The organism is Streptomyces sp. MBT53, from assembly GCF_016654115.1.
GTDB lineage: Bacteria > Actinomycetota > Actinomycetes > Streptomycetales > Streptomycetaceae > Streptomyces.
On the sequence record NZ_JAEQAZ010000143.1, the window covers coordinates 1 to 22,554 of the forward strand.

Genomic DNA, 22,554 nt, shown 5'->3' on the forward strand with positions numbered 1-22,554 from the left:
GTGGCGCGGGAGATGACGGTGTCGAAGGCCCGGTCGGACACGACGCGGCGCAGGGCGATGAGGGGGCGGGCGCCGAAGCCGGTGGCGTAGCGGGTCCTGGGGCGGCGGACGGTGACGGCCTTGCCGATCGCGTCGGCGATGACCTGGGGCGGGGAGTTGCGTTTGGCGTTGGCCTCGGAGCGCAGGGCGGAGGCCACGGCGTCGGCCTGGTCGGCGTAGGCGCCGGCGGTGGAGGACTTCTCCAGCTGATCGGCGGCGATGGCGCCCCACTCGGTGGCGATGCCGCCGGGTTCGATGACTACGACGTCGATGCCGAAGGGCTTGGCCTCCAGGCGCAGACAGTCGCTGAGAGCTTCGAGGGCGAACTTGGTGCCGTGGTACCAGCCGCCCAGCGGGCTGTAGATCTTGCCGCCCATGGAGGTGACGTTGTCGATTGGCGCCGTACGAGCCGTAGCCGGCGTTGTTGACCAGCACGTCGATGCGGCCGGTCTCGGCGACGATCCGTTCGATGCCGGCGCGCATCGAGTCGTCGTCGGTGACGTCCATGGCCAGTGGCCGGACACCGCGGTCGGCCAGGGCCTGGAGACGGTCGGTGCGGCGGGCGGCGCCGTAGACGGTGTGTCCCAGGGACTGGAGCTTCAGGGCGGTGGCCTCGCCGATGCCGGAGGAGGCACCGGTGACGAGAGCGGTCTTGGGGGGCATGGCGGGCATGGCGGAGTCCTCACGAGTAAGATGAACGACGGTTCATTATTTATAGTGAACCACGGTTCATCTTGATGCAAGCGGAAGGGCAGACACTTCTCGTGACCCCGGACAGGGCACCGCGCGCCGACGCGGTCCGCAATCGGAAGAAGATCCTCGACGCCGCCGGCGAGCAGATCACCGCGCACGGTCCCGAGGTGGGCATGGACGAGATCGCCGCCGCGGCGGGCGTGGCCGTGGGCACCCTCTACCGGCACTTCCCCACCAAGACCGACCTGGTCGCGGCCGTCGTCGCCGCGTACGTCGCCCGCGTCGCCGACGACGCCGAGACCGCGCTCGGCCGTGCCGAGGCCGGGGCCCGCGCCGTGGACGAACTGACCGCCTTCCTCGGCCGGGTCGTCGAGGCGTCCGTGACCGACCGCGCCGTCAAGGCCGCCGCCCAGACCCTGGGCGCGGACCCGGACGACCGCGCCGACGAGGACCGCGCCGGTGCCGCTGTCGCCGCCCTCATCCGGGCCGGCCAGGCCGACGGCGACATCCACCCCGACGTCACCGTCAGCGACATATACCTGCTGTTCTCCACCGCCCCCACCGACCAGCCACCGGCAGCCCGCACCCGCTGGCTCACCCTGGTCACCCCCGGGCTGACCACCCGCACGCGGGAAGCGGGGAACTGACGCGAGCCGACCGGCAGGCGGCGAAGGTCTCCACGTCATGGCCGCACATCGACCGATGGATCCGTACGGAGCAGGTGCCGGTGGTTGTGGTTGTGCCGGTGCCGGTGGTTGTGGTTGTGCCGGTGGTTGTGGTTGTGCTTCGCGGGTGCGGGCGAGGTGCCGGCCGCCGGTTCACGGTGTGCCGGACGCCAGTCCGACGCGGTAGGCGAGGACGACCGCCTGGACCCGGTCGCGCAGGGCGAGCTTGGCCAGGATGCGCGAGACATAGGTCTTGACCGTCTCGGGGGTGATGTACAGCTCCGCCGCTATCTCCGCGTTCGACAACCCCTCGGCCAGCTGCCGGAGCACCTCCAGTTCGCGGGGCGTCAGCGCGCGTACGACGTCCTCTCTGGCCGGGCGGGAAGACTCGGCCGGGCGCAGGTGCTCGGCGTAGTGGCCGATGAGGTGGCGGGTGACGGCGGGCGACAGCAGGGCCTCGCCCCGGGCGACGGTCCTGATGCCGTTCACCAGCTCCGCGGGCGGCGCGTCCTTGAGGAGGAACCCGCTGGCTCCGGCGCGCAGCGCGTCGTAGACATGGGCGTCGACGTTGAACGTGGTGACGACCAGCACCTTCGGCGGTTCCCCGGCGCCGGGGCCGGCCAGTTGCCGGGTCGCCTGGATGCCGTCGAGGAGGGGCATCCGGATGTCCATCACGACCACGTCCGGGCGCAGCCGCCGGGCGGCTTCCACCGCCGCGTGCCCGTTCTCCGCCTCGCCGACGACCTCCATGTCGGGCTGGGCCGAGAAGATGGTGACGTAGCCGGTCCGCACCAGTTCCTGGTCGTCGCAGACGAGCACACGGATCGGTGGCGGCGCGTCGCTCACGGGGTCACTCCTGGACGGGCTCGGGATCGGGCGGGGACTGGGGCGCGGGATGGGGCTCGGGCTCGGGCTCGTACTGCGGCTGGGGCTGCGGCTGCGGCTGCGGCTGCGGCTGCGGCTGCGGCTGCGGCTGGGACGGAATCGTGGCACGGACCTCGAACCCGCCCCCGGGCCGGGGTCCGGCCTCCAGTTCGCCGTCGAGCATCCGCACACGGACCCGCAGCCCGGCCAGCCCTCGTCCGCCCTCGGGGCCCGGCTCGCGGGTGGCCGGCACGGCCGCCGGAGTGGGGGCGGAGACGGGGACAGGGCTGGGGCCAGGGCTGGGGCCGTCGGTGGTCACGCCGATCTCTACGCGCTCCTCGCCGTGCCGGACCAGGACCCGTGTCGGCTGCCCGGTCGCGTACTTCATCGCGTTGGTGAGCGCTTCCTGTACGACCCGGTACGCGGCCAACTCCACCTCCACGCCCCGGGGTCGCCGCTCGCCCCGCTCGCTGAACTCCACCGGCTGACCCGACCTGCGGGCCTGTTCGACGAGGTCTCCCACCCGGCCGAGAGCGGGTGCCCGGCTCCCGTGCGAGGAGCCCTCGCGGACGGCGCCGTCGGTCGCGGACCTGGCGGCCGTAGACCTGGAGGGCGCGGACCTGGAGGCCGCCGTGGACCTGGAGGCCGTGGACTCGCCGGTCGCCTCCAACACCCCCAGCAGGTAACGGAGTTCCGTCAGGGCCCGGCGGCCGGTGTCGCTGACGGAGGCCATTCCCGTGGTGGCCCGTTCCGGCGCGGACGTGATCAGGAACTGTGCCGCGTCCGCCTGCACCACCATGGCCGTCACATGGTGGGTGACCACGTCGTGCAGCTCCCGGGCGATCCGCGCCCGCTCGGCGGCCGTGGCCAACTCGGCCGCCAGCCGCCGCCGTTCCGCCTCCTCGCCGCGCCGCTTGCGCACACCGCTCCCCACCAGCCGGACCCCGGCCAGCACCAGATAGAAGGCGAGATAGTCCGTCGGGTCCTGCGGGGAGCCGAGCCGGTGCAGAACGACGGCCAGCACCACGTACCCCGCACTCGCCGCGCCCGCCAGACCCAGGCGGAAGCGGACCTGGTGGGCGCCGGCCGAATACAGCGCCAGATACAGCCCCATGCTGCCGAACGTCGTCGCGTAACCCAGCGCCTGATGCGCGGCGAACGCGGCGGCTACGACGGCCAGACAGCCCGCGGGCCAGCGGCGGCGGGCCGCGAGCGGCAGCGTCTGGGCCAGGATCAGTCCGAGGCCCAGCGCGTTCGCCGGCCGCTCGGGCAGATCGCCGATCTGCGCCCCGATGACCGACAGGGTCGGCACGAAGGCCAGCAGGGTGAGCACCAGGGCGAGAACACCGTCCTTGAGGAAGGCGTCCTGCTCCTTCCACCGGTCCAGCGGTACCCGCAACCACCGTGCCCGCAAAGGGCCCTGACGGAACGTCACTTGCCTCTTCCTCCGATCAGCAGGTGTCACGTGAGGGGCGGCCCGCCTCAGCGCCGGCCGGGACGCCGGGGCCGCAGACCGCCGCTCCGGCCGGCGAGGACGACCATCCGGACGATGAGCAGCACACCGATGAGGACGGGCACGACCGATGCCTCCAGACCGAAGGTGCCGCCGCTGAGCAGGGCGGAGCCGTGGGTGTCGACCGTGAACAGGCCCTGGGGAGTGTGTCCGGAGACCGGGATGCCGAGCAGCTGCTCGGCGAAGTTCCAGACGAAGTGCAGGCCCGCGACGAACCAGATGCTACGCCGCCACAGGAACGCGACACCGAGCATCACACCGGCCTCCAGGGCGATGGCGAGCGCGCTCCACGCGCTGGCTCCCGGAGCCCCCAGGTGGGCGACGCCGAAGAACAGCCCGGTGATCACGATGGCGGCCCGGCTGCCCCACAGCTGTTCCAGGGCCTGGAGGGCGAGACCGCGGAACATCAGCTCCTCGGTGACCGCGGCACCGGCCTGCACCATCGCGGCGGACCAGACGACGGAGAAGAAGCCGTTGCCCGCCCACGAGAAGTCGTAACCCCCGAACGCCGTGATCAGGAGGGCGGAGACCAGGACGAAGCCCAGGCCGACCGCACCGCCGCGCAGCGCCTCCCGGCCGGCCCCCGGCCGGGCGATCTCCGGGGTGGAGCGTCCCGCGACCCGGCGCATCACCACCCAGTACACGGCGACCGCCGCGACCGCGCCCAGCACCGGCACCGGACCGGGGCCGGTCGCGGTCAGCCCCGAGACGAGGCCGACACCCAGCAGGCCCGCCAGCATCCAGCCGAGCGGAGCACGGACGACCCGGCCAAGACGACCACCCCGCCCGCCACCGCCACCGTCCCCGTCCCTGTCCCCGTCCCTGTCCGGGCGGGACCCTGCGTCGTCGTGTGCGGCGGACGGCGTGCTCATCGTGACCTCCCTGCGGCGACGGCCACTCCGACGGCGGCCGACCTGACGACCACGCTAGAAATCCGCCGGAATCCGCGAATCACCCGCGCAGGGACGGTCGGGGTAGCTCTCGCGGGGGATGCGCGGCCGCTCAAGTCGCCGATGAGGGCGGCCAGTTGATGACCGGCAGCCGTAGGTACGGTGCCGGGCCCCTCGCTTTCGCGGAGGTGGACGATCAAGTCCGGCCGGTCAGTTCGGCACAGCCTCGGCATTCTTGGCGGCAGCCGCCGCGACCGTTTCCAGATCCTCGCCCGAGAAGCCGACGCGGCTCAGCACCGCCAGGGACTTGTTCGTCGCCACCGTGCACAACGCCAGCTCTACGGCCTCCTGTTCACCGGCCCCCGCCGCCAGCAAGGCCTGCTCCAGCCTCGCCCGCAGACCGTCGATCATGGCGCGGACCATCGCCCGGCCCTCCGCGTCGAGCGCCGGGATCTGCGTCGCCGACACCGTGAGCAGGCAGCCGTCCGGGACCGTCGGGTCGGCGATGCGGTTCAGGGCGACCTGAAGGTAGGCGGCCACAACGGCGCTCGGGCTCGGGTGGGGGCCGGACAGCGCCTGCTCGTAGAGCGGTTCGTAGGTCTCCGCGTACCGCTGGAGGCTCTTCCGGAAGAGGGCGCTCTTGTCGCCGAAGGTGCCGTAGAGCGAGCCCCGGCCCAGGCCCGTGCCCTCGGTCAGGCGATCGATCGAGGCCTCCGAATAACCCCAGCGCCAGAAGACGTGCATCGCACGTCGTAGCGCCTCGTCCACGTCGAACTGCTTGCGGCCTGCCATGGTCCGTCACTCTACACATCTTGTAACGATCGTTCAAAGATGGGTATGGTCCCCGGCATGACCGACTTGAGTTCGCTGCGACTGCCCGACGGATTCCCCGACGTCTTCACCAGCCGGCTCGTGGAGGTGAACGGGCTACGGCTGCACGCGGTCACCGGCGGGGAAGGCCCGGCGCTGCTGCTGATCGGCGGGTGGCCCCAGACCTGGTACGCCTGGCGGGAGGTGATGCCCGCGCTGGCCCGCCGGCACACCGTCGTCGCCGTCGACTCGCGCGGGGCCGGGCTCTCCGACAAGCCCGACGACGGGTACGACGCCGGCACGCTCGCCGCCGATCTGCTCGCGTTGATGACCGCGCTCGGCCACGACCGGTTCGACGTCGTCGGCCACGACATCGGCACGTGGACGGCCTACGCTCTCGCCGCCGATCACCCCGACCGGGTGGACCGACTCGCCATCGTCGAAGCGGTGATCCCCGGCCTCACACCGTCCCCGCCGTTCTTCGCCCCGGCCGAAGCCAACCTGAAGCTCTGGCAGTTCGGCTTCAACCGGCTCACCGACCTCAACGAGGAACTGGTCCGGGGACGCGAACGGCTCTTCTTCGGCTGGCAGTTCGCCACCAAGGCCGCCACGCCGACCGCGATCCCCGCGTACGCCGTCGACGTCTACGTCGACGCGATCACCGCGGATCCTCGCGCGCTGCGGGCGAGCTTCGCGTACTACCGGGCACTGGACGAGACGATCGCGCAGAACGAGCAGCGGAGCAAAACCCGGCTGCCCCTGCCGGTGCTCGCCGTCGGCGGCGCGCTGTGGAGCGGCGAGAACGCCGCCCAGACGATGCGACTGGCGGCCGACGACGTCACGGCGGTCGTCCTCGACGACTGCGGCCACTACCCGGCCGAGGAGCAGCCGACACGGTTCGCCCAGATCCTGGAGAACTTCCTCACGGCCGACCGCTAGCAGGCACAACCGCTCACGCACGGGGCCGGACACAGCAGTGCCCCGACCGCCCGAAGACGACCGGGGCACTGCAAAACTACAGGTCAGAGCCCTCCGAAGAGGAACGACCCCGTAGACCCTGTGGGACTCGAACCCACAACCAATGGATTAAAAGGCCGCTGGGGATCGTGATGGACTGTGCTGCCAGGGCGCACCGGATCTCATTTTCCCAGATCAGAGCACATATCGCGGTCCAACGTCGAACGTTCCGGATTGCACCGTCCATAGGCGTCCGCGCTCCCATTGCGCTCCCCTGGTCGCCTCCCGTAACGCTCCAGTCCCGGACAGCGACCCCAGCTGCTTGCCCGCAGCGGTTTTGTCGGCATCGCACAACGCGAGCCGCAGGTCTCGGGGCCTCCGCTTCAGTGTCCAAGAAAGTCATCCGCCACCACACGGTGGGACCGCGACACCATCCTCGCCGAGCACGCCTCACAGCTGCGCACTGTCGACACCTTCCGAGCGGTGAAGACCATCGCGGTTGGCCTTCGCCACGACGCCCGCGCGGCCGCTTGCCCGGCTCTTGTCAGTCCGGACCCCTATGGTAATAAGTGAAGATTCTGTAACCGGGGGAAGGTTGGGGCGTAATGGCCACGACGGGCTGGAGTGGCCTTTCAGATGTGGTCCGACGCGGCAAACTGCGGCGTCGGGTCTCCGGCGTGGGCGTCCGCAAGTTCGGGGCTACCCGATTCGACATGGAATTGCTGGAGGCCGTCGACGCCGCCAGCGCACGGGAAGTGCCGCTGGCCTTGGTAATCCCCCTTCCAGCCGCCGATACACCGATCGCGCTCGGCGCCGCCAGCCTGGTGGCGCAGATCGTTCGAACCAGCGGTCTCGATGTGACCGCGACGGTGGTCTCCAAGCGGCTATCGCAGCGTGCCGCATACGACCGTCTGTACATCGACAGTCAGCGGCTGGCCGATTTCATCCCGCGGGCTCGGCTCACGACAGACGGCGAGGTCGAGGTCGTCGGCGGTCCCGTTCGTGACCGGGTCGGTCGGCTGGTTCTCACTTCGGACATAGACCGGGTGAGCGGCCGTGGAGCGTTGGTAATCGATGGGACGGCGGCTGATGTGGGTGATCTGGAGCCGCGTCTGCGCCAGTGCCGTGACCTGGTCTACATCACCGACACACCGTTCGACTCGAATCTGGACGCCATCCGCGAGGCGGGCGGTGTCGTGTGGGCGTTCGACCCACCATCGTTCACGGACCTGGCGGCTCCCTTCAATCCGAGTGAGGCGACGGGTGAGTTCGCGGCTTCCTCGGAGTTGCTACATGCCACCGCTATAGCCGCGCGTGTCGTGCGAGCGCCGGAGGCCGTGACATCGCTAGATCAGGCATTGAGTGGCACGTGGAAGGCTCTGGGACGGCTCGCCGCCGTGACCGGCGGGTCGGAGAACCTCGCGATGACGCATGCGGTTCGCTGGGCGTGGGGAGTCCTGTCCACATTCAGCCTGTCAGTCACCACTCCCTCCTCCTACGACGCGTGTGTTCGACGAGGACCGTTCTCTGTCTTGCTGGGGGATGCCACCAGCCACGCTCGGGCGGTATCCCGCCAGAGCGCGGGGCCGACCCGGGATGCCTGGGCGGTGGTCGCCGACGGGTTCGTCGACATCTACGAGGCAGCCCGGGAACGGCCGAAGTTCGCTCTCGTCCAGGACTGGGTCCGTGAGGAGGCCGAGCAGCGCGGGACCGGGATGGTCGTCACGCGCAACCAGTCCGCGGTGGCGGCACTGACGACCGACTTGAACGAGTCGCCACTGGTTCCGCACGGCTGGGCGGAGCGGATCCGAGTGGTTTCCGTCCGTGACCTCGCCTGCGGGCGGGTCTCCGGTCTGCCAGTGGCGTCGATGCTGATCACGGGTCCAGTGCCGCGAGCTTATGCCAGTTTGCTGGCCGCTCCCGCTGCGACGAGGCTGCTGGTCACAGCCGCTGGGGAATGGGAGGCCGGGCGGGCGGCACGGCAAGCGCGAACCACGTTCCTGGCACTGGCCGAGCTGCGCGCCAAGACCGCGACGGAGAGCGCCGTCCGGCTCGGGACCCACCCGATCGTGGTATGTCCTGCCGCCCCGGACATCGTCGTCCGGTTGGACACCACCGTAGTCAAGGGCGCCGACGTGGCGCGGGGCGTGAACGACTCGCCGTGGGAGCCGTTCGGTCTCGACGTCCTGAAGGTCCTGGCCAGGACCGGGGCGGTCGGTTCCGACGCGGCGGAGACCCCGCCGCCGGCGCGTGGCGGTGACGGTGACTCCTCGGCCCGAGTCGACGCGATCACCGTGGAGTTCGCCGACGGCCGCGCGATGCTGATGGACCCCAACGACGTGGTCTATCGCAAGAGGCAGAAGAACACACGCCAGGTCGCGGCCAAGTCCCTTCAGGCCGGCGATGTCGTCGCGCTCGTCGATGCCGCCGCCCGCAGGAACCTGTTCGACTCGATCATCGACGTGCTGTCGGAACTGCCCACGTACGCGCCGCTCGCCGCGCTGATCGCGTTCTGGCACGAGCGGGTCGCACGCGTCTCCTATAGCGGCTGGACCTATCGGGAGATACTCGCGGCGATGCGACGCAACGCCGATCCGACGACGATCACGAGCGAGCAGACCATCGGGACGTGGGTCCGCGGGAACTCCGAGGGCCCGGAGGACGCGGCTGACGTCAGACGCTTCGCGGAGGCGGTCGGCGACACCGAGTTGCTCCGCCGCGCGGGCCCGGTGGGCAAAGCGCTGTGCACGAGCCGCACCATCCACCGGACGGTCGGGCGCTGGCTGTCCGGACAGATCACCGGCGCGCGCATGGACGACCGCGACGCGCTGATCGACCCGGCCCTCGGGATCCACGTCGCCGACCTCCTCGAGGCCGTGACCTTGCACCGGGTCACGGCCGTCGAGGCCAAGCTGGCGCGCGTGCCAGCCAGCGCGATCGGCGTCCTGATAGAGCAATCCGCCATCCCGGGCCTGGCGGCCCCTCCACTAGCGAGGGGAGACCGCGCGCTCATCTAAGCAATCGAGCTCGGCGTATGTGGCCTGACCCCACCCCACGCCTCCGGGCGGGCGACGACTTCCGCGTCCGAGGCACCTTCCATGTCCTTCGTATCACTTGGGACGGAGCGAGAGACGATGGCCACCACACCGGCGGCACCCGCAGACGGCACCACTGCTGTGAACTTCGAGGCGAAGATCCGCGACGCACTGCTCGCCTCGCTCGAACGGCACATCCTCACCGAGGCGGCTGGCGGACAATTGCCCGCCCGAGTTCGCCTCACGGACGCGCAGAGGCGCGCGATTTGGCTTGGACAGCTGTCCAGCGAACCGCAGTTGACCGTCGATCGCGCCAAGGGCCTCAGCGGCGATCGCCTGGTCCCGGCGGCGCAGGGCTTCTCATTCCGGCTCGCCGGGTCGGCTCCCGCCGAGATCGACGTCGAGGTCAGCTTCGCGGTTTACATCGCGCTGCACGCCTCCCAGGCCGAGCAGCGCGCGTTCACACACGCGGTCACGGACAACCTCGACACCTCTGCGGCCGCCAAGGCCGTCGCCCAGGTCGGCGGGAAGACACCCGGCCGCCAACTGGCCGCAGTGTGGATGAAGGTGCCTGTCGGACCGGTCAACGTGCGCGTGGAGGTCCACGACGGGGCGCGCGGGTCGACACGCTTCGGCGCCCAGGCCATCGCGGACGCGATCCGAGCCGCTGTGCGTCCGGCCGCGGGTAGCGAGCCCTTTCGCCCCCGGCGCACGGCATCACCAGCCGGATCCCTGCCGCGCGACCCCGATATGGCCGACGACGCGGCATGGGCGTCGTACTGCGCCAACAACCTGATCGCTGCGGCCGACGCCGCCCTCCCCCAGTTCGCCGCCGCACTCGACGTCGATGTCTTGGCGACCGAGGCAGGACGCGACGTTCTGATCACTCTCGTGAACACCACTCCGCCCGAGGATGCCCAGTTCGCCGACCAGGCGCGCACCATCCCCTTTGGCCGGAAGCACCTGGACACTCGGCTGTACGAAGCCAGAGTCGCGGCGCGCACCGACACAGCCCTGGCCCCATACACCCTGGAACAGGTGGCGAACTCCCACCGCTACGACCGCACCGTGCCTGCCTTCGGGCAGGCCTCGCCGGTGGTCGCGGCAACCGACACCGCTACCGGTGTGACGACGTTCGAAACCGGTTATGGGGCGACTGCCCTGACCCAGCGCCCCCACCCCCGGGCAAGCTCTGGCAAGGGCGAGACCATCGACGCCAGGTTCGACGCTGTGATCGCCGACCCAGTCGGGGCGGTCACCGCGATCGTCGACGCCCACGCCGCGTGGGTGGCCGAGCACTGGTCGGACGCCGCCCTGGCAGCGCGCGCGACAGCTCGAGGCTGGAGCGACGAAGCCATCGCGGAGGCCAAGAGGGATGCTGACACCGCCAGGGACGAGGTTGAGTGGATCCGCGCCGGCGTCCGCACCATCGAGCGCGACGACGTGCTGCGTGAAGCCTTCGTCCTCGCCAACCGGGCCATGAAGATGGTAGGCGCGAGCAAGGGTTACGACTCGTGGCGCCTGTTCCAGATCGCCTGGATGGCCGGCTGTCTGCCGGCCGTCGCGGACCCAGAAGCCGACCCCAGCGTGCAGATCGAGACCGTGCAGACCGGTGGCGGTAAGTCCGAGGCCTACCTCAGTGTCATGCTCCTTCACCTGTTTCACGCCCGCCTCACAGGAGGGACGGCCGGCGTGAACGTCTGGGCGCGTTTCCCTTTGCGACTGCTGTCCACGCAGCAGACGGCTCGCTTCGCCGAAGCCGTTTTCGCGGCCGAGGTCCTGCGCCGACGCGATCCGCGGATCAGCGCCGGAGATCCGTTCGGCGTCGGCTTCTTCGTCGGTAGCACCAACACGCCCAACCGCATCTATGCGGCCAACAGTCCGTTCTCGAACGGCGTCGACCCGCACTCGCCGGATCTCGCCGAACGCTGCCGCGTCCTCGAGCACTGCCCCGCTTGCGACCCGTCCGGCAGCGGCCGGAAGGTCCTCGTCCAGTTCGACGAGGCCAGTTGGACCATGCGACACACATGCCAGAACCCCGCGTGTCCGCTCTCCGGAGTATTGCCGATCTGGGTCGTCGACGACGACATCTACCGAAACGCCCCCTCCGTACTAGTCGGCACCGTCGACCGGCTCGCTCAGATCGCCCAGAACAAGGCGTTCCAGATCATCTTCGGCCAGACGCAGTCCCGATGCCCTCGCCACGGATATACAGCAGACCCGACTTACTGTGCCGTCTTCGGCTGCAAGGCCCCGCGGGTGCCGATCCCGCCCGGGTTCGGGTCCCTGCGCTGCGAGATCGCCGACGAGCTGCACCTCCTGGAGGAGAGTCTGGGCGCCCTCGATGGCATGTACGAGACGCTCCTGCAACAGATCGGTGCCAGGCTCGGCAACCGGCCCCTCCACATCGTGGCCGCGACCGCCACCCTTGAGGGCTACGAGAACCAGGTGCGCCATCTCTACCAGCGCTCCGCCCGCCGCTTCCCCGCCCCCGGTCCTGACGCCGGCGAGACGTTCTTCTCCTACACCGATCCGGAGGATCCCTTGCGCCGCTACGTCGGCGTGCGGCCTCGCGGGATCACCATGGTCACCGCCGCCGCAGAGGTGACCCGCATGTACGCCGCATGGCTCGAGCGATCCATCGCGAACCCCGCCTCAGCGGCCGCCGACGCCGGGCTCGACCACACGGAGCCACACGTCCTCGCCGTAGTGGACAAGGCTCTACGCGACGACTACGAGGTCCTGCTCGGGTACTGCCTACGCAATGAGGATCTCTCCTCATACACGCGCGACGATCGCGTCAGGGCCCTGATCGAGACCAGCGACAACCTCGCGATCATCTCCGGCAGCGCCGAGCCCGCCGCTGTCCGCGAAGCGGCCCGCCGACTCGATGCTCCACCGGAGGACCCCAGCCGCCGCATCCGGCTCATCGCCGCCACGAGGGCGATCGGCCACGGCTTCGACTCGCCGCGTCTCGGCGTCATGGTCCTCATGGGCACGCCCACCCAGGCGACAGAAGTCATCCAGGCCACGGCCCGGGTCGGACGCAAGCACCCCGGCTTGATCGTGCACATCTTCAATCCGTCACGAGACCGCGATGCGTCTGTCTTCCGCTATTACACGGCGTGGATCACCTACCTCGACCGGCTCGTACACAAGGTACCGGTCAACCGCGAGTCGCTGCCCGTGCTGCGCAGGGTGCTCTCTGGGGCTCTCATGGCCTGGACCCTCCAGGTCTACGAGGTCCCATGGAGCACGTCGGGCAAAGGCCGGTACGCGCTCAGCAAGTCCGACCAGTTCCGCAAGGCCCTCGACGCGGGATTCCTCGATCGGACTCGCCTGATCGAGGATCTGTCGGCCGGCCTCGGCCTCAACCCGGCTAACCACTACCACGACATGCACCGCGCGGAGGTCGTGCGATACGTGGACGAGATGATGTCCGTACTGGCCGTGTCTGGGGACTCCAACACGAGGACGGCCGACCTCCTGGACCCATCGGTTCCGCGCTCACTGCGCGACATCGAGGCACCGATCACTATCCATGGAAACGTGTGAGGAGCGCTCTATGACCTACGAGACGTTGAACCGCACCGCCACCCAGGCGCTTTGGAACCACATGCCGGGCCAGCCGTACAACTGGGACAACCAGGTTTCCGTCATCGGCGAGCCGCCCCGACACGCCTCGCCACTCGATGTCCCGGAAGCATGGCTCGCTCCTCAGTTGAAGAGGCTTATCCGGCCCTTCGCCCAGCAGCATTCCGGAATCCCGAACGCCGGTCCAGAACTCGACATCATCGAACGTGGGCAATACAGCATCGTCGAGGCCCATGACCTGCAGGCTTCACGATTCCCAAACACGTTCATCTGCCGCGAGTGCGGACACCTAAGCACCGTCAAACCCACCAGCCAGACGCCGACTTGCCCCTCCGGACACGGCCTCAAGCCCCAGTTCCAGTTCGCCGAGGCGCACAACTGCGGCCTGCTTCGCGAGATCCGGGCCCCCAAATGCGCCAACAACTGTTCCGGGCCGATGCTCCTGCGGAACTGGCGTGTGCTGGACACACGCCAGTGGGTGTGGCGATGCGGCAAGTGCGGCACGCGCGCGGAGCGACGTGTCGTCTACTGCCCCGATTGCAAGACTAGTCCCACGTCCGTGTTGCGCGTACCTCAAACCTCCCTCCACTATCCGCAGTCCTTGACCGTGATCAATCCGCCCACACGCTCTGAGTACACCGGCATGAAGGACGACGCGATCGGCGCCGCCGCCGTCGGACAACTCATCGGAGCGGTCGCCCCCGGCCTCGACGCGCTCCGCGCTGCGACCAGCGGAGGCGGTAGTGACGACAAACTGGCGCAGGCCAAGGCGACCTGCGAGGCACTCGGGATCCACCCCGACGATCCTTTGTACGAGTCGATGATGGACAAGGCGCGTCAGGCCTCCGCGTCCGTAGGTGGATGGCAAAAGGAGGTCGAGGCTCTGGCGCTTCCCCCAGAAGCTCTGGAGGTCATCGGCGACGAGGTGTTCTCCCTCACCCGTGCCACAGCGGCGCCGTCGCTCGACGTGGATGGCCTGCTGCGGAACCCTCCGTCGGCCGACCTGATCCCCACCTATGGCGAATACCCCGCGTTGTTCGACCGCTACAAACTTGCCGACGTTACCCTGCTGCGCGAACTTCCGATCGCGAACGTCGTCGCTGGCTACACGCGGATCTCGGCCCACGCCGTCCAACAGACACGGGCCGGCGACAAGGGCACTTGGTTCAAGTTCTTCCCGGCGTCCAACAGCAAGTACCCCATGTACGGCAAGCGGACCGAGACAGAGGGTTTGCTCGTCCGCGTCAAGCCGCTGGAAGTCATCCGCTGGCTCGTCGACTCCGGCGTCGTTCCCGACCCCGAGGTCACGGACGAGTCGAACGCGTACAAGTGGCTGCTGCGGGTCCGAGAACCAGTCGTCGACATGTTCAACGCCCCGGAGCAGCGGATCACCCGCAGCGTCCTCGGGCTGGTCCACTCGATGTCCCACCGGTTCATGAAGGCCATCGCAGCCCGCTGCGGACTTAATATCGACTCGCTCGCCGAGTACCTCTTCCCGTCCGCACTGGCGTTCCTTGTCTACGCCAACACCCGCAGCGACTTCACGTTGGGCGGCATCGAGCACGTGTATCGCTACGACCTCGCCGACGCGTTGTCCGAGCTTGCCGCCGATCCGCGGTGCGTCTTCGACCCGCCTTGCCGCCGCTCCTTCGGAGGCGCATGCGCGGCCTGCTTGCACACCAGCGAAATCTCCTGCGAGCGGTTCAACACGGTGCTGGACCGCAACCTCCTGTTCGGAACCCTGCCCACTGCAGATGGCACGGATCCCGACCAGACATCCGACGAAATCACATGGCAGGCGTTCTGGGCTCCGTGAGCACGTTGGCCTTCATCGCCTGATCAAGTCCGCTAAGTCTGCTGACCCGGAGGACGTCCGCGGTGGTGATGGCGTCGGATTAGCGCGGCGAGCACCTGGTCAACCACGGTTTCGCCGAGACGGCCGGTTTCTTCCCTAATTGGGGCCCTCCGCGCCGGTTCATCACGCATTTTTATCCGTCGCCCCTCCTGGCGGACACGGCCTGGCCGAACAAGCCGATGACCTCGTCCAGCACACCGGCGATCCTCAGTAGGGAGTCGCCCGGAGGCTAGTCGACGAGGGTAGGTTGCGATGGGCCATGGCCACCGCCCGCCGCTCCAAGGTAGTCAGGGTTCGGGATCATTTCCCGGTGGAGGTACCGCAGGTCCGCGCCACAACGCTGAGCGACTCGTTCCTGGCGCGTGCGCTCGGCCGTGGATACGGTCTCACCGTTGCGGGTCGTGATGACGATCGCGGGCCGCTCCACCGAGTCGATGGCCTCGTTCAGCGCGGCCCAGACGAGGTCACGAAAGTTTCCAGCGCGGCCCCAGCAAACGTACCGAGTGGCGTCGCCGTCGCCAGCGATGGCGTAGCAGTGGTTCGGCTTCTCTCCAACCGAATCGGGCTTCATCACCCAGCCGCTGCCACATGCCGCACGGACGATTTCCTCCGGCCCCTGGAACCGATTTACTGCATAGCGGACATAGCTTCCGATCCCCTCTTGCGCTCGGGCGTACTCCTTCATGGGGACATCCTTGATCCAGACCCTGGCGTCCTTCTCCGGCCCGTAGGAGAGCAGGACTCCACCGACCTTGGGATCCTCGATCCATCTCCGGTACTGGTTCGTCTTCTCGGTGTTGCTCAAGAACTCCCAGTCCAGGTCGTTGGCCTGCTGGTAGATCTCAATGAGGAGGCGTTCGCGAATGGGTGCAGGCAAGTGCTGCAAGGCCACGGTGATTACTCCTGGGGGGCGCGGGTGGCGGGGAACTGGAGACGGTGCTCGTCGTACGCGGTCTCAAGACTGGCCGCGTCCTTGATCCACTCATCCATGAGCGTGGCCACCTTCTGGTCGCTGAAGTCGATGTTCGACGGGGTGATCTTCCTGAGGATCTCGATCTCACCATCCCCGTCAAGCTCACGCTTGAGCTTGAGCGCGGCAGCGATGCGACGGAGGTCGCTGACGAAGTCCAACACCATGACTCGCTCCTTTCCCTCGCGCAGGCGGAGCCCTCGCCCAAGCTGCTGAACGAAGATTCGGCGGGAGTGCGTGACTCGTGCGAAGCAGAGGATATTCACGTCTGGCACATCGACGCCCTCGTTGAGGATGTCGACCGCTGTCAGGATGGGCACCTCGCCGGCGCGGAAGGCGAGCAGGCGATTCTGCCGTTCCCTCTTGGCGAGTCCCGCGTGGATAGCGAGGGCACCTGGCCAAAGGGGGGTGCGCCGCAACATGTCAGCGAGCCGCTCAGCGTGTTCGATAGTGCGGCAGAACACGATGGCCCGAGGACTGGCCGTGGCGGCCCATGCGGTGGCCAACTCGTCGCGGATGGCCTCGTCTCGCTGCGGCAGGAAGAGCTTCGCGTTGAGTTCGGCCAGTCCGTATGAGTGGTCACTGGCCTCGCGGACAATGTCCCAGTCGATGTCGTCGACGAACAGGCGGTAGTCGACCTGGGCGAGGTAGCCGCGCCGCATTCCCTCCTCGATCCCCAGGCTGAAGCTGGGGGCGCCGAGCTGATGGGTGATGTCGTGCTTATCACCGCGCCATGGGGTCGCGGTGACGCCCAGGTGGCGTGCCGAGCTCAGGAGTTCCAACAGCTCGTCGTACTGGCCTTCCTCGCCTACATGGTGGGCTTCGTCGATCATGACGAGCCCCGGGCGGTACCCGAATCGCGCGGCGGACAGCGCCGAGCCGACCGTCGCGCAGGTGAGGCCGGAGAGGTCATCAGGACGGGTGTCGCCCGTCAGGAGCCGCGTTGGAACGTCTTTGGGTAGGTGTCGCCAGAGCGCCCGCTCTAGTTGCTGGACGAGGTCTTTGGCGTGTGCGACGACCAGGACCTGGTCCTGGGGGGCGCGTCGCAGGTGCGCCGCGATCACCTCGCCTCCGACGACCGTTTTACCCAGGCCCGTTGCCAGCACGAGCAGTGCCCGACCAGAGGCATCGAGATCGGCGGTCAGCGCCTGGAGCGCCTCGGCCTGGTACGGCCGTGGCGTCACTCGTCCAAAGCTGGGCGGTACCCGGTCGAAGCTGGTGGTTAGGTCTGTTCCGCCCCACAAGAGGATTCCAGGGCCTAGGCGTGCCAGGTTCGCCACACGCTGCCGAGCGTCAGGGCTGAAGCGAGTGTTGGTGACAACGACCGCCTTGTGGGCGCGATAGTGATCCCGAGCGCGGGCGACCTCGTCCACCGCGTCGGCTCCTACCGCCCCGTGTCGCTTCCACTTGCACTGGATTACCCAGGTCTCGCCCTTGTGGAGGGCGAGAATGTCGCCCCCCTCGTCGCCGGAACCATCGATGTTGGACACATCGGAGAAGCCCAGGTGCCACAGGAGGCGTTCGATGCGGCGAGGAAACTGCAGTGGACCGGAGTCCAGCAGGGAGGCGGCGTCGAGGAATTGCATTCCGCTCTCCCTACGTGTTGTCAGCGAGGTCGCGCGCGATGAGACGGCAGCTGATCCTGATCCGGGCCAACTCCTCCACGTCGAGGCGTGGACGGTGCTGTTCCAGCAGCGCGAGGTCCCCTAGAGGGTTGATCAGTCGCTCCACAACGAGCTCTCGCGCCCCTGGATCACTTAGAGCGATGTACCCGCGCTTGAAGACGCACCCGTCGAGGAAGGTCTCCGGGGAGTCCTGGATGATGCGGATGACAGCGCTGGCCGGGACATAGCGGATGAACTCGCCATTGGAGATCGCATCGTTCCAAGGGGCCCCTCCACCGGCCTCGACCGCGAAGCGGCGTTCGGCGTCGGCTCGTTCATCCTTCGTGAGCAGCAGCCAGTGCACCGCCGGGTTCGCCGAAACGGGCGCCACCATAGCCATACGCACCTGTTCGAGGAGCCGCTCGGATTCCTCCGCCGTCGCCGCCGGCGTCAGCCTAGGGCTGGAGGTGTGGGTCTTGAGCTGCGCGACGATCTCGCTCAGGGGCATCGACACGTTGTTCGCCCGTACTCGCATGAACTCCGCGACCTCGACGAGCGCCAAGTCGCGCATGTCCGTCCCGTATTCACGGAAAAGCGCGTGCCCAGTGTCGACGAATACCTCCAACTGCGGAGCTCGGACCATCGAGACGATCACAGGCGCGGGCCGCCCGTCTTTGGTGACCAGATGCTGGCCGCTAACCGCCCAAGCCGTCAGATCCACGCGGCCCAGGTCTTCGAGGTAGTACGGGCCCGTCAGGTCCACGATGGGGTCGGCATGGTCTCGGTATCGCTGGAGCCGCTGGTCCAACGTCTCCACCGGTGCGGGATCGTCCTCAGGCGGTTCTTGGCCCGCCGTGGTCGTGTCGGGCTCCGCACCGCCTTCAGTCTCGTCATCCGGATCGAGGAAACCAGCCCCGAGCCCGGGGAGGATGTCATCACTCCCCGGTTCCGGTTCCGCGGCTATCGGGTTGTCGTGCTGGTAGGCAGCGCGATACCACACCTCGTCGGTCTGGTATTCGTGGCCGCCCATCCGCATCAACCCGGCCCACTTCGCCGCCGTCTCGTGGAGAGCGTTGCGTCCGTCGCCCGGGATCAGGTAGTTGAGCCCCGGGTCCTGGCGACGGAAGCCCGCGTAGAGCAGGCCAAGAGGACTGCGGTTCTCCGGCAGCCCAAGGCTCTTCGCGATCTTCGGACGCAAGGGACTGGCTCCGCGGACCTCGCGCAGGACTTGACGCCATTCGGCTGTCTCGAACTCGAAGGCGGTCTTCTGGTAGTTCGGAGCGACGTGATCGCAGTGGATCTCACCAACGATCCGGCCCATCTGCACGGCTCCGGAGTCGATGGGGTACTCAAGCTCCGCCTCGGCGAGGCTGTCCTCGTCCTCCCAGCAGAAGACCCGTTTGTCCTTAAGGAGGATCTTGCGTCCGTTGCGAAGGAAGTCCAGGCCGTAGTCGGTGCGGTGGACGTACCGCTGGATACCGATCCAGCCCCAGATCTTGCGCTCTCTCAGTTCCAGGCGGTCCTGCCCGCATTCCTCGCATCGCTCAGCGTCGGCGGAACTCCAATACCCGCAAGCCATGCAGGCGTTCTTGGGGCTCAGCACGTGATTGATCTTCTGGACCGCGTGGATCTCCACGCCCTGGCGCGTGACAGTCCGCTTCTCGTCCCAGACACAGGGCAGGCGCGGCCTGACCTTCTTGCCGTTGAGCGTGAGCAGGAAGCCCTTCTCCGACAGCAGGTAGCTGTAGACGTCTCCAAGCTTCTCCCGGATCACGTTCTGCGTCTGCGGGCGACAGAGCGTGGCGTACTGCTCCTGCTTGAGGTCGCTAATGGTGACCGTGGTGCCATGCTCTTCAGGATTGGTCTTGGGCACCGTGCGGTACGGCGCCTGGTACTTAGAGGAGTTGGCGATCTGCACCAGGTCCAGGGTCACCTCGACCCAGTCCGGGTCGCCCGCCCTACTAGTACGCACAGTGGTACGCCGACCGAGTCGCGCCGTACTGATGTTGAAGCCCATGCCGAACAGGCCGAGAGAACCGTGTCGACCATTGCTCGTCCAGCCCGCGCTGATGGCGTTGGTGACGGCCTCCAGGCTCATGCCCCGGCCATTGTCGTGCACCGTGATCTCAGCCGTCGCACGCTTCGAGTTCGCCGGAGGCAGCGAGACCGCGACCGAGGGCCGGTCCGCCGTCTCGCCGGCCGCCTGGAACTCGTCGAAGGAGTTGTCGATCAACTCGGCCAGGCACTGCCAGTGCGAGAACTCGATGTCGCCGAGCACACCCAAGATGCGCGGGTGTGGGGTGACATTGATGTACTGGTTCTCGGTCACAGCCGGCCCCCGTCTTCGTCGTGAACACATGCCTGGCAAGCGGGACATAACGCACGCCCACCAGCGTCAAGCTGCCCACCGCCAGCCCTGGTCAGGCACGCTCCTGGAGCATCCATCAGCATGCCGTCAACCCTAATGGGCGGCACCGACACGTGCGGGACAAAGATCTCGAACCCCCTGGTGGTGCCGTCCCGCCCCAAGCGGTGTCCATGAGCTTCACGCGTGCGAGACTCGCCTCATGATCCGGGAACCCGCGCAAGTCATCATCGATGCGAGCGGCCGGGTGCAGATTCCCTTGGGGATTCTCGCCGAGGCAGGTCTCGATACAGAGAGTCCCGTCCTCGCGTACAGCGATGGTGATGGCCGTATCGTTCTGCGCAGGTTGAACGACGCCATCGATGACCTACTGCTCGGCGAAGAGCTGTAACTACGCCTCGCCGGTCACGCCGCGGACCGCTGAGATAACCCGCCGTGCCACGTCCTCCGGCGCCTCGTGCTCCCAAGCCCTGATAACCGTCCAGCCCGCTTCCTCCAGGATCCGGTTGGTCTCAGCGTCCCGCCTCCGGTTGTCGGCGAACTTCTCCGTCCAGAAGTCCGTGTTCTTGGTCGCTGGTCGATGATGTTCCGGACAGACGTGCCAGAAGCAGCCGTCGACGAAGACCGCGACTCGCGCCTTCGGGAACAGCACATCCGCGGTACGCCGGAGGCCCTGGATCGGCGGTGCGTTGACCCGGTAGCGAAGCCCTTCCTTGAAGAGAAGCGACCGGAGGACCTTCTCGGGCTTCGTGTCCTTTCCACGGTTGCCCTTCATGGAGGCACGGACCGCCGGAGTCGAGGCTGTCGAGTCCTCGGGCAAGGTCTCCTCTTCCAAGAGGCCCTTAGCCCAGGCCAGCCGCCAACCCTCAGCGAGGTTGGCCGCACGGGTGTCATGTTCGACCTCGCCCAGGTAGCGCTCCGGGGACTTCCTTCCATCGCCCCAACGCAGTGACGCGCGGATGCGCCGAGTCTTGGGCAGGATCCTCAACGAGACCGAGGCGTGAGCCACACGGCCGTTACCCAGGTCAACCACACGCCGATGGCGACCGCCCGCCGCTTTGTCCTGCTCAGCGGACAGAGCTTTCCGAGTCCGTCCCGGCCGCCCCTTCCAGGCACGATCTGGGGGCAACTTGTCGTTCCACCGGTTCTGATGTGGTTTCGACACATCGCTCACGGCCTTCGCCCCGGCGCCCTATCGAGGGCCTTGGCTACCGCGTCGGCGAATACCGCACCCAGCTTCACCGGGACCGCGTTACCCAGTTGCCGCATCTTCTCCCCACGAGGGCCTTCGAGCTTCCAGTCGTCGGGGAACGTCATGACGCGGGCAGTCTCGCGCACGGTCATATACCTGTGCCTGTAGGTGGTGCCTCCGGGGGTTTCCAGATCATCGGTCAGCATGACCGACTCGCCGCCAGGGACGCCATGCACGCCGGCCTTCACGGTCTTGGCTGGACGGTCCAGTTCGTTGGGCGTGTGGCCCTTGTAGATCCGAGCGTCGGGCCATCCGATGTGATCGGTGAACCCCCCGGCGCGATACTCACGGCGGTCCAGCCTGTCCCAGGGGATCTTCGGCAGGGGCTTGCCCTCGTTCTCATCGATTCCGGCGATGGCGTCCCGGAAGGTACGCCAGGGCTTCGATCCGTCCGAATCAAGTGGAACGTCCTTGGGGATCCTGGCCATGGCCCGGGCGCGCACACGCGGGTCAACATCGTGACGCTCCCAGTAGGAGTCGTCGAGCATGGACCGGTACAGCGCCTCCTCCGAGTACTGGGGAAGCACGTCCTCCTCAAACTGGTCGATGTCGACCCCGAGGTCCTCCCGAAAGGCGACGATGATGATGCGGTGCCTGATCTGGGGGACCCCGTAATCGGCGGCGTTCACGCGCGTCATCACCACCTTGTAGCGCTCCGACGGATCGCTGGCGGCCTTACGCCTGGCATCAATGAGGTTCTCGTCGTGCTTCTGCCAAGCGGTGTTCGGATCGCGTAGCTCGAACGGCATCTCCATCTCGCGCAGGATGTAGTCGAGGTAGGGCTTGAACGATGGCCTGAGTAGTCCGACGACGTTCTCGCAGATGACGGCCTTGGGGCGAATCTGGCGCATCGCCTTGAACATCTGCGGGAACATGTTGCGCTTGTCCTCGTCCCCCTTGGCGATCCCACCCAGGCTGAACGGTTGGCACGGCGGGCCGCCTGCGAGTACGTCCACACGACCGAGCAGATAGCCCATATCCAGGTCCTGGACGTCCCCCGCCACCAGCGGCCACGGCTCCCCGGGTTCAGGGATGCGCTCCTCGTCCCCTCGAAGCTTGGCCCCGTTCGCTTCCAGGGTCTGACACGCCCGCGGAGCGAACTCGTTGAACAGCAATGGCCGGAAGCCCGCCCCATGGACCGCCATCGCCAGGCCACCCGCGCCCGCGAACAGCTCGACCCCGGTGCGATCCTGCTTTGGCTCTTCTTGCAGTTCAGACATTGCGAAAGCATACCGCGGAAATTGCGATTCACGTGACCGTTTTCGAGAAAGTTCACCTCCTTCCCACGACTGGCCGAAGATGGTTCGACCGGCGATCCCAAGCCGTTATCGTCGACCCTCGTGGGGCCGTGGACCAGGGATTGGGCTCCCCGGATCCGAGACCGAGCGGTATTCGCAAGGAGCGTGACCAGGTCGGCGAGGGGGCCGCCCCCGTTATGTTCTTCGCGG

16 protein-coding genes and 1 pseudogene are annotated in these 22,554 nt (G+C 67.8%); 6 read left to right on the forward strand and 11 right to left on the reverse strand.

Going from position 1 to position 22,554, the window contains the following annotated elements:
* On the reverse strand, positions 1-416 hold a 416-nt coding region (locus JHN45_RS54825), incomplete at its 3' end, for an SDR family NAD(P)-dependent oxidoreductase (protein WP_374195662.1).
* Between the two features lie 67 nt (positions 417-483).
* Positions 484-711 (reverse strand): annotated as a pseudogene (locus tag JHN45_RS54830) (SDR family NAD(P)-dependent oxidoreductase); the annotation flags it as partial.
* Positions 712-803: 92 nt separating this feature from the next.
* On the opposite strand from JHN45_RS54830, the gene JHN45_RS36875 reads away from it, so the two are divergent.
* Complete coding sequence (locus JHN45_RS36875; protein ID WP_201053882.1) at positions 804-1,379, forward strand: TetR/AcrR family transcriptional regulator; 576 nt, start codon at positions 804-806, stop codon at positions 1,377-1,379.
* Positions 1,380-1,550: 171 nt separating this feature from the next.
* Here JHN45_RS36875 and JHN45_RS36880 read toward each other — a convergent pair whose 3' ends face one another.
* The 4 genes from JHN45_RS36880 to JHN45_RS36895 form a co-directional block, all read right to left on the reverse strand.
* Complete coding sequence (locus JHN45_RS36880) at positions 1,551-2,243, reverse strand: response regulator transcription factor (RefSeq protein WP_201053884.1); 693 nt, start codon at positions 2,241-2,243, stop codon at positions 1,551-1,553.
* A 4-nt stretch (positions 2,244-2,247) separates the two neighbouring features.
* Entirely contained in the window at positions 2,248-3,696 is a 1,449-nt protein-coding gene (locus JHN45_RS36885) for a histidine kinase (protein ID WP_307783298.1), read from the reverse strand.
* Between the two features lie 47 nt (positions 3,697-3,743).
* On the reverse strand, positions 3,744-4,646 hold the full coding sequence (locus JHN45_RS36890) for a CPBP family intramembrane glutamic endopeptidase (RefSeq protein WP_201053886.1): 903 nt from the start codon (positions 4,644-4,646) through the stop codon (positions 3,744-3,746).
* A gap of 228 nt (positions 4,647-4,874) precedes the next feature.
* On the reverse strand, positions 4,875-5,456 hold the full coding sequence (locus JHN45_RS36895; RefSeq protein ID WP_201053888.1) for a TetR/AcrR family transcriptional regulator: 582 nt from the start codon (positions 5,454-5,456) through the stop codon (positions 4,875-4,877).
* Positions 5,457-5,513: 57 nt separating this feature from the next.
* Between JHN45_RS36895 and JHN45_RS36900 the strand changes: the two genes are divergently transcribed.
* The 4 genes from JHN45_RS36900 to JHN45_RS36915 all read left to right on the forward strand — a co-directional run bounded on the left by JHN45_RS36900 (position 5,514) and on the right by JHN45_RS36915 (position 14,876).
* Complete coding sequence (locus JHN45_RS36900) at positions 5,514-6,413, forward strand: alpha/beta fold hydrolase (protein WP_201053890.1); 900 nt, start codon at positions 5,514-5,516, stop codon at positions 6,411-6,413.
* Between the two features lie 623 nt (positions 6,414-7,036).
* Positions 7,037-9,448, forward strand: coding sequence for a hypothetical protein (locus JHN45_RS36905; RefSeq protein WP_201053892.1), 2,412 nt, complete (start codon positions 7,037-7,039; stop codon positions 9,446-9,448).
* 117 nt (positions 9,449-9,565) lie between these two features.
* Positions 9,566-13,021 carry a hypothetical protein gene (locus tag JHN45_RS36910; RefSeq protein ID WP_201053894.1) on the forward strand — a complete coding sequence of 1,152 codons (3,456 nt, stop codon included), beginning with the start codon at positions 9,566-9,568 and terminating at the stop codon, positions 13,019-13,021.
* A 10-nt stretch (positions 13,022-13,031) separates the two neighbouring features.
* Positions 13,032-14,876 carry a hypothetical protein gene (locus JHN45_RS36915; protein ID WP_201053896.1) on the forward strand — a complete coding sequence of 615 codons (1,845 nt, stop codon included), beginning with the start codon at positions 13,032-13,034 and terminating at the stop codon, positions 14,874-14,876.
* 268 nt (positions 14,877-15,144) lie between these two features.
* Here the strand turns inward: JHN45_RS36915 and JHN45_RS36920 are convergent, their stop codons facing one another.
* From JHN45_RS36920 to JHN45_RS36930, 3 genes are read right to left on the reverse strand one after another with little or no spacing between them, the layout of a single operon-like run.
* Positions 15,145-15,807, reverse strand: coding sequence for a hypothetical protein (locus JHN45_RS36920; RefSeq protein ID WP_201053898.1), 663 nt, complete (start codon positions 15,805-15,807; stop codon positions 15,145-15,147).
* A gap of 5 nt (positions 15,808-15,812) precedes the next feature.
* Entirely contained in the window at positions 15,813-17,471 is a 1,659-nt protein-coding gene (locus tag JHN45_RS36925; RefSeq protein ID WP_201053900.1) for a DEAD/DEAH box helicase family protein, read from the reverse strand.
* A gap of 10 nt (positions 17,472-17,481) precedes the next feature.
* Positions 17,482-19,818: an ATP-binding protein gene (locus JHN45_RS36930; RefSeq protein ID WP_201053903.1), complete on the reverse strand. Its 2,337-nt coding sequence runs from the start codon at positions 19,816-19,818 to the stop codon at positions 17,482-17,484.
* Positions 19,819-20,056: 238 nt separating this feature from the next.
* On the opposite strand from JHN45_RS36930, the gene JHN45_RS36935 reads away from it, so the two are divergent.
* Positions 20,057-20,245 (forward strand): hypothetical protein, encoded by a 189-nt coding sequence (locus JHN45_RS36935; protein WP_201053905.1) that lies wholly within the window; start codon positions 20,057-20,059, stop codon positions 20,243-20,245.
* Here the strand turns inward: JHN45_RS36935 and JHN45_RS36940 are convergent, their stop codons facing one another.
* Together JHN45_RS36940 and JHN45_RS36945 are read right to left on the reverse strand one after the other, a co-directional pair.
* Positions 20,246-20,887 carry a very short patch repair endonuclease gene (locus tag JHN45_RS36940; RefSeq protein WP_307783299.1) on the reverse strand — a complete coding sequence of 214 codons (642 nt, stop codon included), beginning with the start codon at positions 20,885-20,887 and terminating at the stop codon, positions 20,246-20,248. It abuts the gene before it with no gap.
* Between the two features lie 137 nt (positions 20,888-21,024).
* Positions 21,025-22,326, reverse strand: a complete 1,302-nt coding sequence (locus JHN45_RS36945) for a DNA cytosine methyltransferase (protein WP_201053907.1) — start codon at positions 22,324-22,326, stop codon at positions 21,025-21,027.
* Positions 22,327-22,554: the final 228 nt, after the last annotated feature.